We start from the raw sequence: 13813 nt of genomic DNA on the forward strand, positions 1-13813 counted from the left end.
AGCCCGAAGGGGCGCTGTCAAGCCTGAAAGGGCACCGTCAAGCGTTGGAGGCGATCCGCGCTCCGACGGAGACCTGCGACCTCACGACTGCGGTCGACTCACGCTGCACGATGCGGAATGACGCCTCGAACTCACGCGGGGGGATTGTGCTGTCGCGGCCGGCGATGCGCTCCACGAGCACACGGACGGCCGTCTGGGCGATCTCCTCGCGACCCGGGTCCACCGTCGAGAGCGACGGCAGGGAGTAGCGCGTCTCATCGATATCGTCGAATCCGATCACCGAGACATCCTCCGGAACCCGAATGCCGCTCTCCTGCAGCACACGGACCGCGCCGAGCGCAATCGAATCATTGAAGGCGACCACCCCGTCGAAGGTGCGGCCGGACGCCAGCGCCGCGCGCATCGCTTCCGCTCCGTCACTTCGATGCCAGTTGCCGACATTGACGACGAGTTCGTCGCTGTACGGGAGGCCGGCAGCAGCGAGCGCCTCCTTATAGCCTGCCAGGCGCAGGCCGGCCGAGCCGATCACTTCGTTTTCGTGCGCGCCGAAGGCGAGAATCCGCCGGTGCCCCAGGCCGATCAGATGCTCCGTCGCAGCTCGAGAGGCGGCGACGTTCTGCATGGTGACGTGATCGGCGGGACCGTTGAAGATGCGCTCGCCCAGCAGCACGAGCGGAGTCGGGATCTCGAGCAGTGGCGCATCCTCCTGCCCGAGAGCCAGGACGCTGAACAGGATCCCGTCCACCATTCGCATCCGCGGGCCATGAAGGACCTCGAGTTCGCGTTCTCTGATGCCGGCACTCTGCTGAATCATGACGACGAGGTCATGCTCGGCCGCCGCCTCCATCACGGCGTCGGCGAGTTCGGCGAAGTACGCGTTCTTCAGGTCCGGAATGATCAGACTGATGGCACCGGTGCGGCCCGACCGGAGGCCGCGCGCCGACAGATTCGGCTGGTAGCCGAGCTCGTCGATCGCTGCCAGGACGCGCGCCCGGGTGGCCTCGCGGATGTACGGGTAGTCGTTGATGACGTTGGAGACCGTCTTGATCGAGACGCCCGCCGCCTGCGCTACGTGATGCAACGTTACCGCCACAAAAGCCCCCATCGTCTCGCCGGCCCCCGGATGGCGCCGCTTGGTATGCAGACTACAAGGATGTAGAGCCGAAATAGTCATCCTGTTGGCAAGTCTTCTACATCGTAGTAAAGTCCGACTGCCCGGTGCCGGGCCAGAGGCACACGACTTCCGATGAGGGAAGCAGACGCGAGGAGGCGGCCCGTGACACGAAGCGGCATGATGCGGCGATGGGCGTGGGTGGCGGTCACCGCCGCCGCTCTCACCAGCGCGGTGGTGAGCTCGCTCCCCGCGGCGGCAAGCGCACCGCCGTCGCGATCGGAGGTCCGGCCGACGGATCCGATCGCCCACGACCCGACGATGGTGGAGGAGAACGGGTGGTACTACGTGGCGATCACCGGGGACGCCGGATCGCCACACACTTTCCTCCCGCTGAAGCGTTCACGCGACCTCGTGCACTGGCAGGAGCTCGCCCCGGTCTTCGCCACGCTGCCGTCGTGGATCGTCCCCGCTTTGGGAATCGATCCCGCCGCCGCCCCCAAAGACCTGTGGGCTCCGGATCTCAGCTACTCGCACGGCGAGTGGCGGCTCTACTACGCGGTCAGCCAGTTCGGTAAGAACACGTCCGTCATCGGTCTGGCGACCACGAAAACCCTCGACCCCACAAGCCCCGGCTATGGCTGGCACGACCGCGGTCTGGTACTCACGTCCACCGACTATCGGGCCCCCGACGGCGACTCCTTCAACGCCCTCGACCCGAACATTGTGACCGAGCCGGATGGGCAGACCTGGCTCTCCTACGGGTCCTTCTTCTCGGGGATCTATCTGCACAGGATCGACGCGACCGGCAAGATCCCGAGCGGCGATGTCGCGGTCCACATCTCGGAACGGGCAGCTCCGGACGCGGAAGAGAACTCCTCGATCGTGTATCACGGCGGCTACTACTACCTGTTCCTGTCGTTCGGCTACTGCTGCAGGTCCGTCGAAAGCGACTACCGCACGGTCGTCGGCCGTTCGACGTCCGTCACCGGCCCGTACGTGGACGAGGCCGGTGTACCGATGCTGAACGACAAGGGCGGCACGGAGGTTATGCGCGGCTACAACGAGTTCGTCGGTGCCGGCGGCGCGGATGTCCTGCTGGGTGCGCACGGCCAGGACTATGTGGTGAACCACTACTACGATGCGACGGACTCGGGCACGCCGCGACTCAACGTGCGCCGACTGAGCTGGGATGCTGCCGGCTGGCCGGTGGTGGGAGATCCCATCAACCCCAGCCGTACCGCCGGTCACGGAGACGCGTACGTGAAGATCCAGCCGCGCGGTGCGACCACGGTCGTAGAGAACGTCGGATGTGGTTACGAGGCTGCGAACGTCGCCCTTGGAACCGATTCAGGCACTCTCTGCCAGGAGTGGCAGCTGAGCTACAGAAGAAACGGGTGGCGCATCCAGAACCGGTTCAGTAACGATGTCGCAGAGAACGCTGCCTGCAACAACGTCGACGGCGGCAACGTCGCCCAATGGGGCTGGCTGGGATTCCTCCCGAGCAACGACTGCCAGCGCTGGTCCTTCAGCGGCGCTCCGGACGGCTACAGCACGATCTCGACCATCCAGCCGGGTGGTCGGTCGTGGACGGCCGAGGGACCCGCGTCGACGCCGGGAACCAACATCGCGGTCGATGCGCCGACCGGCTACGCCGGCCAGCAGTTCCGCTTCCAGCCGGTCGGCTCCGTGCTGCTCGGGAACGCCGGGGACGAGACGACGACGCTAGGAATCGCCGGTGATCGCGTCGTCTTCCAACCGCGGTCCGAACAGCGAGCACAAGAGTGGCAGTTCGTGGAGATCGGGAGCACAGCGACCTACCGCATCGTTTCCACCTCGAACGGGAAACTGCTCGGGGCAGACCTCCGTGGCCTCGACGCGACGTACGGCCACCGGACGCCGTCCGCTGCTCAGACGTGGACGCTCGCTCCCGGCAGCGACGGAACCTGGACCCTGGCGAACGGCATCACCGGTCAGAAGGTGAGGTTGCTGCTGCCGTGAAGGCGCGCGCACCTGGAGGTGCCCCGAACAGCGAGGAGCGGAGGGCTTGTTGCGCGGCGTAGGTATTCGTGCGCGAATTTGCCGATCTCGAGATCTGCAACGACATATCGGACTTTCTCTGCGTGGAAGAAGTGCAGACTCACCAAGAAGTCGTCACCGTTGATGTCGAACGAGGGTTCGGCGCGGCATGGGGGCGGGCGCCGGATGCAATCGCGACACCGGGCCGCGGTGGTGGCGCAGAACCACCGCGACCCGCCCGCGCTTATCCGGCAGAGGTTGTCAAGAACGACAGCGGCACCTTCTGGAAGTACAGTCCTGTGTTCTGCAGCTCCCACAGCAGGCCGATGCTCCCATCCGGAAGCACCGTGAGGCTGTTGTAGGCGTACCCTGCAGCACGGATCGTCCTGTTGTAGGTGAACGTGCTTCCGCCGTCGGTGCTGAGCCGGAGGACACCGTTGTTCCGGTTAGGTCCCGTGGCGTTGGCGAAGAGCACGCGGTCCTTCCCATCGCCAAGCGAGGGGTAATGGAACGACGCGGTCTGACAGAAGACGTCGGTCAGCTGGCTGTTGTATGCCACTTGCGACCAGGTCGCCCCGCCGTCCGAACTCGTCGCGGTCGCGACCTTGCCCGTCCCCGAGCTGTTTCGCATGTACATCAGGATGTCGCCGTTCGCCTTCTGGATGATCGACGGCTCGTGAAGACTTGCGCTGGAGGTTGTCACCGTCTGCGACTGGATGGTCGTTCCGTTGAAGACGCGCCCGTCGTTCGGTGAGGCACCGCGCTGCCAGGTGGACCCGTGGTCGTCGCTGTAGACCGTGGCGGACGAGTACACGCCGGAACCGTTGCTGTAGTAGACGGGGAACTCGAGACGCCCGTTCGACAACTGGATCCCGTTCCCCGGCCCGGTTCCCAGGAACTTCATCCACGACGCCTTGACCGACGCATTGATGTGGACGGGCTGGGACCACGTCGCGCCATCATCGTCACTATGCATGACGACGAGGTAGGAGGTGCCGAACTCGGAGAGGCTCTGGTTCGGGTCCACGCCATTCTTCAGGTAGATGTTGCCGGCCGCAGCGCCTGAATTGGTCACGTTGCCCGTGGCCAGGTCGACGACGTAGTTCGTCGGCATCCCGGTCGAGTCGTAGACCGAGCCGTCGGAATGGAGCGCGTATGTAGCGCCAGTGGCATAGTTCACGAGCACGCGGTTGCCCGACGCGTCGAACCCGGTACCGGCTTGATTGTTCGGCTGACCCCAACCGCCGGGGAAGTGGTCGACCATCAGGAAGATGCGGCCCGTCGAGGAGTCCTGGACCATGGCCGAGTCGATCGCGCTGGCGCCGTTGGAGCCGGTCCCCGGGTAGTCGAGGATTGTCGCGCCAGTGGACCAGTTGGCGCCCCCGTCCGTGCTGCGCCGGATGGCGGTGTTGATGTCGTTCGGGGCGTCGCTCGCAGAGCTCTCCCGTTGATCGGCCGATGCGAGCAGAGTCCCTGCCGAGGTCGTCAGGAGCGCGGGGATCCGGTAGTTGGCCGATCCTGCGTAGCCGTTGTCGTAGAGGGCTTGGAAGGTAGCGGGCGTCGCACCGGCGAGGTTCTTCGCCTGGCTGTCCGAGAGCGCGGTCGAGTAGACGTTCACCCAGTTGATCGTCCCCCCGAAGTACCACTGGCCTCCACCGTTGTCCACGTTCCTGCCGACCCACATGCCGTTGAGGCCGCTCACTGCGGAGAAGAACGAGGTCGATGTCGAGCCGGCGACCCGATAGCCGTCCGCGTAGATCGTTGTTCCGCCGGATCCCGCCGAGACGACGACGGTGTGTGTGGCGCCGTCGTTGAACCGCCCGGGCGCCGTGAGCTGCGTGCTGTATGTCCCGTTCGACCGGTCCTCGAAGTAGAGTGCGCCGTTGTTCAGGCTGACTGTGATGTTGCTCGACGGGTTGGTCGTGTCCGAGGCGCTGAGGATCGCGCTGGCCGCCGATGTGCTGGTGCTGGAGAACGACGCGGCGATGCTTCCGGCGGCGAGGGACGAGGCGGTTCCCAGGTCGGCTGTCTTGTCGACGTAGGTGCTGCTGCCGTTGAACGACTGGGCGACGGGATAGGAGAGCAGCGCATCCGGTGCTGGGCTCAGTGCGACCACGTCCGCGGCTGCGAGGGCTGACGAGTAGACCTTCACCGATCCGATGGTGCCGGTGAAGTACCACTGGCCGCCACCGTTGTCGGCGTTGCGGCCGATCCACATACCGTTCAACCCGCTCACCGTGCTGAAGAATGCGGTGGACGTTCCGGCGAAGACCTGGTAGCCGTCGGCGTAGATCCGGGTGCCATCCGACCCAACCGTGACCGCCGCAGTGTGCCATGCGCCGTCGTTGAACGACGCCGCAGAGGACGGATCGTCGACGGTCGGATAGGTGAGGTTGGTTGCGAAGTTGTTCGAGGTCGCGTTGTTCTGCCTGACCTCGAAGTGCAGCTTCCCGCTGTTGACGGACAGGGTGAGGTTGCTGGAGGGCAGGGTCGTGTTCGAAGCGCTCAGAAGCGTCATCGCGCTCCCGGTGCTCGTGGTTTTGAAGCGGACGACAATGGTTCCTGTGCTCAGTCCGCTCACTGCAGAGAGGTCACTGGTGTGGTCGGTGTAGGTGGACCCGGTGTATGTGACGCTCGTCGAGTCGTCGAGCACTGGTGTCGGCGGTGTCGCCAACGCGGGCGACGGGGCGGCGAGTATGGTCGCGGCGGCGATGGTGCCTGCGACGAGGAGGGACAGCGATCGAGAGTGTTTCATCAGCGGACCTGCTTTCGTCTTCGAACGGTTGCGTGATGGTGCGATCGGGTTGCCGACTCACAAGGTGAACCGGCTGAGTAGGATGGAGTACCGGGACATCCCAGGTGGGATGTCTAGGAGGCGGACTGCGCGGCATCGTCACCTCCGCTCAGTTCAGCTCTGCCGGCCCAGCGCCGCGAGGTGCTCGCGGATGCCCCGGAAGTGTGCGTTCAACCGCTCCGCCGTCAGCACTTTGTCACCGCTTCGTACCGCGTCCAGGATGAGGCGGTGCGCGTGCGCGTTCTCGATGAGGCCGTGCTGTTCGACACCGGCCTCCTCGTGGATCTGGCGGTAGACGTTCCAGAAGACCTCGAGCAGGTTCGACAACAGCTCGTTGTGCAGCGGGACGTAGAGCAGCCGGTGGAAGTCCTGGTCCTCGTCGATGAACTGCCTGCCCTGGGCGGCGAGCCCCTCCATCGCCTCGACGCGGCTCTCCAGAGCGAGGAGGTCGCGCTCCGTCATCGCGTCGATCGCCAGGCCGATGAGCCCGGACTCCAGCGCCTGGCGCACGTCGACGAGCTCGAGCGCTTCGGCGCCTCCGTGACGCAGCGAGAGTCGACCCCGGAAGGCGAGGCTGGCGCCGAGCGACTCGAAACTGGTCGCAGCGACGAAGGTGCCGAAGCCGTGGCGGATCTCCACCACGCCGAGCGCCTGCAGCACCTTGAGAGCCTCGCGCACGGTGTTTCGGCCGACGCCGAGCGCGGTGCACAGCTCGGTCTCCGTCGGCATCGGATCGCCGACGTCGAGGTTCCGGCTGAGGATCAGATCCATGATGTCGTTCTGGAGGGTGCGCATCCGCTCCTGCGCCCCGAATCGGGCCAGTCTCGTCGCAGTCAGTTCGGTGGTCACCGTTCCCCCTCTAGATTCGTGTCGTTGTTCAATGTAACGGGTCGCCCGCTGCGGGCCGCGGCATAGCACGCCTCGGTCACCGCGAGGCTCGCGCGCGCGTCGCTCAGGCTGTAGCGCGGCTTGCGCCCGGCGGCGAGCGCTCCGATCAGCTCGTCGAGGAACCGTTCGACGGCTATGACCGAGCTCGGGCCGCCGACGGGTCGCGCCGTCTGTTTGCCGTCTGTTCCGAACACGGAGATCGCCGGCTTGTCGTCGTCGGCGATCGCGTGCCCGTGCGACCCGAGCAGTCTGATGGAGGAGGACACCGGCCCGTGCCCGGGAGCGGCCGCGACACGGCCCAAGGTCACCGTCGCGGTGACGCCGTTCTCGAGCAGCAGGGAGACGACCGCGGCGTCCTCGACGCCCGTTCGGCGGTGCGCCTCCTGGAACAGCGTCGCGGTCTCGGCATACACCTCGACCACCTCCAGACCGGTCAGGTACCGGATGTAGTCCACCGGGTAGAGGAGGAAGTTCAGCAGCTCGCCGCCGCCGGAAAGCGCCGGATCCGTTACGAGCTCCGGCCGCTCCACGGACGTCGAGAAGTGGGCACCCGAAGCGAACCACTCGACGTCGACGTGGAGCGGCAGGCCCAGGTGGCCCGCATCGACCCAACTGCGCAGCCGCTCGACTGCGGGCGAGCGGAGCCGGTTCACCACGGAGACCGTGCGGCTGGAGCGCGCCTGCGCTGCGAGGATGCGGTCGGTCTCCGCGACGGTCACGGCGACCGGCTTGTCCACGAGGACGTCGGCCCCGGCCTCCAGTGCCGCGATCGCCAGCTCCGCGTGGCGGGTGGGCTCGCTGCACACCACGACGAGGTCGCATGTACCGGGCGCGAGCAGCTCTGCGACACCGAGGAACGGCAGGCCGTTGCGGTAGGCGGCCTCCCGCGAGTCGGCGAGCATCCAGTCGGGCGCGGACTCGGCCTCGGCGACGCCCACGACCGAGGTCCGCGGATCGGCGAGGAAGGTCGGCAAGTAGGACTCAACGTGCCGGACCGCCGAGAGGAAGCCGACCCGGATCATGCGGACACCTCCGAACGAACGTCGATCGGGCGGCCGGTGTCGAGCGAGCGCTGGGCCGCAATGGCCGCCGCGAGCGCCGCGCGCACCTCACCCGTCCGCACGATCGGCTCGGCGCCGCCGACGACGTCGATCCAGTGCGCGAGCTGACGCCCCATCGCGTTCTCGACCGACGGCAGCGGGATCGCCGCACCCGCTGAGTGCAGGACGGGATCGTCGTCGGTGGAATGGGCGACCGTGCCGGCCGTGCCCGCAACGACGATGCGGCGGAACATGTCGCGCGGCTGGGCGAGCGCGTAGGAGATCTCGAGCGTGGCGAGCGCGTCGTCCGCGAAGCGGACGAGCAGCTGGAACGAGTCGTGCACGGGCATCCCCGCTGCGAAGCTCGGGAAAGACCGGGCGAATACGCGCACCGGCGCCGCGCCGAGAAGCCAGGTCGCGACGTCCAGGAGGTGGGAGCCATTGTGGACAGGATGCCCTCCCGACTTCGCCCGGTCGAGCTGCCAGCCGCGCCAGCCTCCAGGCCAGACGTAGCCGGTGTACCAGCTGACGTGGGCGAGGCGCGGGCGTCCGACCGCGCCGTCGCCGATCGCGGCGGCGAGCGCGGCGACGGCTGGCTGGAACCGCACGGTCTGGCCGACCATGAGGGTCGTCCCCGACTCTTCGGTGGCGCGCACCATGGCGTCGAAGTCGGCCAGTGTGAGGGCCGCGGGCTTCTCGACGTGGACGTGCTTCCCCGCCTCGCCGGCGGCGATCGTGAACGGCGCGTGTGCGGGCGTCGCGTTGCAGACGTCGACGGCGACGACGGTCGGGTCCGCGAGGATGCGGGTGTAGTCGTCCGTCGCTACGGCGCCGGGCGCGAGCGCAGCGACTCGGCGCGCGCGGTCGAGGTCGGACCCGTGCACGTACGCCACCTCCACGCCAGGGAGGGCTGCCAGCGCGCGCACGTGGTCCCCGGCGATCACTCCGGAACCCGCGACCGCCACGCGCGTCATCGCGCGGCCTCCGACGCGAGCGCGTTCGCCCGGATGCCCACCAGGGCCGCGGTTGCCGGGTGCTCGGTGAGCGTGGTGGAGGTGCCGCGAACCGCAGCCGACACCTCGTCGAGTTCGCAGGCGACTGCCGTCCGCATCCAGAGGGGGCCCGGTCCGCCGGTGTTGTACGACTGGCGAGCGGTCGCCGACTCCCGCAGCGACTCGTCGGAGGCCGCGTCGTCGAAGACGCCGGTCACCTCCAGGATCGCGCCGTCCACGAAGCGGGTGATCGTTCCGGCCCGGAAGTCAGCCTCGACGCTCGCCTCCGTGCCGGAGATGCGGAACCACCACTCCGCACGGTGGGCGGACGTGGACACACTGTGCCGCCCAAGCGCTCCCGACGGCGTCCTCAGCTCTGTGACGATGTCGCTGTCCACCACGTTCTCGCCGTGGGCGACTGGTGCGCCGGTCATGCCGACGACCTCCGCCGGCTCGCCGAGCGCCCACACGACCAGGTCGAGTTCGTGAATCTCGTGCAGCAGCTCCCCGCCGCTGCGGCGCCGGTCGAGCTTCCACCAGTCCCCCGGATCGTCAGGCAGGTGCACGACGCGTCTGCGGGCTCCGGCGGCCTCGATGATCTCGCCGAGCTCGCCGCGGTGGGCCTGCGCAACCATCCGGCGCACGCCGGGGAGAGACCGCATGACGTGGCCGACGATCAGCCGACCGCGGGCTCCGCGCGCGGCGGCGAGGATGGAGCCGACCGAGTCCTCGTCGATGCCGAGAGGCTTCTCGACGAAGACGTGCTTGCCGGCAAGCAGTGCGGCGACCGCCGGCTCCGCGTGCAGGTGGTTGGGGGTGGCGACGACGACCAGGTCCACGGCGTCGTCGTCCACGAGCTCGGAGAAACTCGCGTACGGGCGCGCGTCATGGGCCTCGGCGAGGCGCCGGGCGGCGTCCGGCACGGCGTCGGCCACCGCGGCGACGACGAACGACTCGTGACCGGCGCACGCGCTTGCGATCATGGTTCCGAAGAAGCCGGCGCCGACGACCCCGACCCGGACGGGGCCGCTCATGCAGCGCCTCCGATGGTCGCTTCCTGCGGCGCGCCCACCGGGTGATAGCAGCGCGCGGTGTGCAAGGGGACGGTCTGGAACCGCGTTACCGGAGGCATCTCGGTTGCACACTGCGCCGACGCCTTCCAGCAACGGGTGCGGAACGGGCATCCTGACGGTGGATGGACTGCGGAGGGCACCGGCCCCTCCAGCGTGATCGGCTCGACGTCCTCGACCAGGCTCGGCGTCGCGGAGAGTAGCGCCTCCGTGTACGGGTGGCGCACCTCGCCGGGGACCGCCGCTGCAGGCGCGACCTCCACGATGCGCCCGAGGTACATGGTGACGATCCGGTCGCTCATCCTGCGCACGGTCTGGATGTCGTGCGAGATGAAGATCATCGCCAGCTCGAACTCCGCCTTGAGCTCCAGCAGCAGGTTGAGGATCTGCGCCCGCACGGAGACGTCCAGAGCGCTGGTCGGCTCGTCCGCGACCAGGACAGAGGGCTGAAGCGCGAGCGCCCGGGCGATGGCGACGCGCTGCCGCTGGCCTCCGGAGAGCTGCGCGGGCAGGGCGTCGGCCGCGCTCGAGGGGAGGCCGACGAGGTCCATCAGCTCCGCGACACGCGCGGTCCGCTGCTTCGCGTCTCCGATGCCGTGCACGGTTAGCGGATCGCGCAGGATGCTCTTCACGGGCATCCTGCGGTTGAGAGCGGTGGACGGATCCTGGAAGACCATGCCGACGTTCCTGCCGAACTTCGTGCGTCTGGCCGACGTCGACATCGTCCAGAGCGACTCGCCGTGGAAGAGGACTTCACCGGACGTCGGCTGCTGCAGTCCCACGATCGCCTTGGCCAACGTCGACTTGCCGCAGCCTGATTCCCCTACGATCCCGACGGTCTCTCCAGCGCTCACGGCGAGGTCGGCGCCGGTGAGCGCGTAGACGGTGTCCTTGGCGAAGAGCTTCTCGCCGTTGATGCGGTGCTGCACGTGGACGTCGCGCAATTCGAGGATCGGTTCGCTCATGCCGGCACCTCCTTTCGTTCGAGCTGCCCGGCCACCCGGGCGGGATGGTGGCAGGCCACCTCGTGGACGAGCACGGGTCCCTCGAGCTGAGGGTCCTCGCGCCGGCAGATCGCGGTGGCGGCCGGGCATCTGTCTGCAAACCGGCAGCCGGCGGGGAACCCGGCCGGCGACGGCACGACACCCTTGATCTGCGTGAGCTCGGCGTCGCCCGATTCGAGAGACAGCACGGCCGAGAGCAGCCCGCGCGTGTAGTGGTGGGCCGGTGCGCCGACGACTTCATGGATCTCTCCGGTCTCCGCGACCTGGCCTCCGTACATGACGACGACCCGGTCCACGATGTCGGAGACGAGGGCGAGGTCGTGCGACACCAGGATGAGCGCGAAGCCGAGCTCCTCCTTCAGCCGGAGCAGGAGCTTCATCACCTGCGCCTGCACCGTCACATCGAGTGCGGTGGTGGGCTCGTCCGCAACGATCAGCTTGGGGTCCCGGGAGAGCGCCATCGCGATGAGGACACGCTGCCGCTGGCCGCCGGAGAGCTCGTGCGGGTAAGCCTTCAGCGTGCGGCTCGGGTCCAGGTTGACCAGCCCGAGCAGCTCAGCGGGCGTCCGGTGGCCGCCTCGGCGGGTGAGCTGGGTGAGCTGCTGCTTGATGGTCATCGCCGGGTTGAGGGAGCTGAGGGCGTCCTGGTAGATCATCGACATCCCGCGACCCATGAGCGCCCGGCGGTCGCGCGGCTTCATGCCGATCAGCTCGCGAGAGTCGAAGCGGATGCTCCCGCCGACCTGGGCTCCGCGCGGCTCGAGTCCCATGACCGCCAGGCTGGTGAGCGACTTGCCGCAGCCGGACTCGCCGATCAGCCCCAGGACCTCGCCGGGCCGCACGTCGAACGAGACGCCGTCGACGACGTTCACCCCGTTGTGCCGGTCGGCGAACGAGATGGTGAGCCCGTCGACCGAGAGCATGGGAGCGATGTCCGGGATGGGCCGGACCCGGCGGCGGATCCGCTCCCCGCCTGACGCAGGCCGGTGATCTCGGAAACGGCATGCTCGCCGCGGTCGACGTCCTCGGCCTCCGCCGTCACAGCTTGGGCGGCGGCCTTCGTCGCCTTCGCCGAGGGGGCTGCGATCGCGTCGGTGAGCCCCTCCGCGAGCACGTTGAGGCAGAGGACGGTGGCGAAGATCACCAGGCCTGGGAAGAGCGTTGCCCACCAGCCTCCGGTCAGCAGCAGGTTCTTGCCGTCCGCGATGACGCTTCCCCACGACGGGTTCGGTGGCTGGACGCCGGCGCCGATGAACGACAGCGACGCCTCGAAGACGATGGCGTCGGCGACCATCACCGTGGAGAAGACCAGGATCGGCGCGGCGATGTTGACCGCGACGTGCCGGGTCACGAGGAAGAACCGCTTGGCGCCGATGATGCGCTCCGCCGCGATGTAGTCCTCGCCGTACTGAGACTGGACGTTGGCGCGCACGATCCGAGCGATGGACGGCATGTAGAGGAAGCCGATGGCCAGGATGAGGACGAAGACGTCCCGTCCGAAGACCGCGACCAGGACGGCGGCCAGGGCGATGCCCGGGAACGCCATGATGACGTCCAGTACCCGCATGATCGTCTCATCGACGCCGCGGCGGCTTGTCGCTGCGAAGGCTCCGACTACCGCGCCGGCGATGAGGGCCAGTGCCGTCGCGCCGAGGCCGATCGCGAGTGACCAGCGACCGCCGTAGAGGAGCCGACTGAATATGTCGCGGCCCTGGCTGTCGAGCCCGAAGATGTGGGCGGCGCTCGGCGCCTTGTCGGCGGCGACGGACTGCATGTTGGGGTCGTACGGCGTGAGCAGAGGCGCGAGGATCACTGCCAGCACGATCACGGTCAGCACGGCGATGGCGATCCAGGCGCCGAGGGTGAGGCGGCCGAGGCGGAGGCCGGGCCGGGAGAGTCGTTCGGAGAGTTTGGTGCGCATCAGTGGCTCGTTCGCAGTCTCGGGTTGGCGAGCAGGGAGAGGATGTCGACGATCAGGTTGATCACGACGAAGCCCAGGGCGATGGTGAGGACGACGCCCTGGACGATAGCCGGCTCGTTGTTCTTGACGGCCTCGATCATGAGCTGACCCATACCGGGGAGATTGAACATCTGCTCGATGACCACAGCGCCGCCGAGCAGGTACCCGATCCGCAGCCCGAGCACGTTGAGCGGGTTGATGAGCGCGTTGCGCATTACGTTCCGCCCGACGACGACGAACGGAGGGAGACCGCCGCCACGGGCGGTGCGCACGTAGTCTCTGTCGAGCTCCTCCACCATCGACGTGCGCACGATGCGGGTCATCTGAGCCGAGAGCGGCAGCGCCAGGGCCAGGGCGGGCAGCGTCATCGTCATCAGCCAGCCGTAGATCGAGTCGTTCGGGTTGACGTAGCGGGACGACGGGAAGATCGGAATGTTGATCGAGAACCACTGGACGAGGAGGAGCGCGACCCAGAAGGAGGGGCGGCGACTCCGCCGAGGGTGAGCACGCGGATCGTCTGGTCCGGCCAGCGGTCCCGGAACACCGCCGAGATCGTCCCGAGGGTGAACGAGATCACGATGGCGATGATCAGACCGAGGAAGGTGAGCTGGAGCGTGAGCGGCAGCGCGGTGGCGATGAGCGTCGTGACGTCCTGGCCGGTCGCGAGGCTCTTGCCCAGATGACCGGTGAGGATCATCCCGAGGAACGCGAAGTACTTGACGATGAAGGGCTGGTCCAGCCCGTGCTCGTGCCGGAACTGCGCGAGCTGGTCCGGGCTCACCGGCGCATCGGCGAAGACCGCGACGGCGGGGTCGGTGGAGGAGAACTGCATCACGGTGAAGACGAACAGCACGATGCCCAGTAGCAGCGGGATCAGTGTCAGCAGTCGTCTGCCGATCATTCTGAGGACGACGGTCACGGTGGTTCCTATCGGG

General features: G+C 67.7%; 12 protein-coding genes. 1 reads left to right on the plus strand and 11 read right to left on the minus strand.

Going from position 1 to position 13813, the window contains the following annotated elements:
• Positions 1-37: 37 nt before the first annotated feature.
• Positions 38-1093 carry a LacI family DNA-binding transcriptional regulator gene (locus ACRAWC_RS10535; protein WP_431349418.1) on the minus strand — a complete coding sequence of 352 codons (1056 nt, stop codon included), beginning with the start codon at positions 1091-1093 and terminating at the stop codon, positions 38-40.
• A 183-nt stretch (positions 1094-1276) separates the two neighbouring features.
• On the opposite strand from ACRAWC_RS10535, the gene ACRAWC_RS10540 reads away from it, so the two are divergent.
• Positions 1277-3112, plus strand: a complete 1836-nt coding sequence (locus tag ACRAWC_RS10540; RefSeq protein ID WP_431347675.1) for a family 43 glycosylhydrolase — start codon at positions 1277-1279, stop codon at positions 3110-3112.
• Between the two features lie 262 nt (positions 3113-3374).
• Here the strand turns inward: ACRAWC_RS10540 and ACRAWC_RS10545 are convergent, their stop codons facing one another.
• The 10 genes from ACRAWC_RS10545 to ACRAWC_RS10590 form a co-directional block, all read right to left on the minus strand.
• Positions 3375-5885 carry an exo-alpha-sialidase gene (locus ACRAWC_RS10545; RefSeq protein ID WP_431347676.1) on the minus strand — a complete coding sequence of 837 codons (2511 nt, stop codon included), beginning with the start codon at positions 5883-5885 and terminating at the stop codon, positions 3375-3377.
• 153 nt (positions 5886-6038) lie between these two features.
• The gene (locus tag ACRAWC_RS10550) at positions 6039-6773 is read right to left on the minus strand and encodes a FadR/GntR family transcriptional regulator (protein ID WP_431347677.1); all 735 of its coding nucleotides are present in this window, start codon (positions 6771-6773) and stop codon (positions 6039-6041) included.
• On the minus strand, positions 6770-7834 hold the full coding sequence (locus ACRAWC_RS10555; protein ID WP_431347678.1) for a Gfo/Idh/MocA family protein: 1065 nt from the start codon (positions 7832-7834) through the stop codon (positions 6770-6772). The genes ACRAWC_RS10550 and ACRAWC_RS10555 overlap by 4 nt, the downstream gene beginning before the upstream one ends.
• Positions 7831-8826, minus strand: coding sequence for a Gfo/Idh/MocA family protein (locus ACRAWC_RS10560; RefSeq protein ID WP_431347679.1), 996 nt, complete (start codon positions 8824-8826; stop codon positions 7831-7833). The genes ACRAWC_RS10555 and ACRAWC_RS10560 overlap by 4 nt, the downstream gene beginning before the upstream one ends.
• Complete coding sequence (locus tag ACRAWC_RS10565) at positions 8823-9878, minus strand: Gfo/Idh/MocA family protein (RefSeq protein ID WP_431347680.1); 1056 nt, start codon at positions 9876-9878, stop codon at positions 8823-8825. The genes ACRAWC_RS10560 and ACRAWC_RS10565 overlap by 4 nt, the downstream gene beginning before the upstream one ends.
• Positions 9875-10879 carry an oligopeptide/dipeptide ABC transporter ATP-binding protein gene (locus tag ACRAWC_RS10570; protein WP_431347681.1) on the minus strand — a complete coding sequence of 335 codons (1005 nt, stop codon included), beginning with the start codon at positions 10877-10879 and terminating at the stop codon, positions 9875-9877. The genes ACRAWC_RS10565 and ACRAWC_RS10570 overlap by 4 nt, the downstream gene beginning before the upstream one ends.
• A complete protein-coding gene (locus ACRAWC_RS10575) occupies positions 10876-11841 on the minus strand; it encodes an ABC transporter ATP-binding protein (protein WP_431347682.1) in 966 nt (321 codons plus the stop codon). Before ACRAWC_RS10575 ends, ACRAWC_RS10570 begins: the two co-directional genes overlap by 4 nt.
• Positions 11787-12839 carry an ABC transporter permease gene (locus ACRAWC_RS10580; RefSeq protein ID WP_431347683.1) on the minus strand — a complete coding sequence of 351 codons (1053 nt, stop codon included), beginning with the start codon at positions 12837-12839 and terminating at the stop codon, positions 11787-11789. Before ACRAWC_RS10580 ends, ACRAWC_RS10575 begins: the two co-directional genes overlap by 55 nt.
• Positions 12839-13318, minus strand: a complete 480-nt coding sequence (locus ACRAWC_RS10585; RefSeq protein WP_431349419.1) for an ABC transporter permease — start codon at positions 13316-13318, stop codon at positions 12839-12841. Before ACRAWC_RS10585 ends, ACRAWC_RS10580 begins: the two co-directional genes overlap by 1 nt.
• A complete protein-coding gene (locus tag ACRAWC_RS10590) occupies positions 13252-13797 on the minus strand; it encodes a hypothetical protein (RefSeq protein ID WP_431347684.1) in 546 nt (181 codons plus the stop codon). Before ACRAWC_RS10590 ends, ACRAWC_RS10585 begins: the two co-directional genes overlap by 67 nt.
• Positions 13798-13813: the final 16 nt, after the last annotated feature.

It is taken from the genome of Leifsonia sp. L25, from assembly GCF_050632895.1.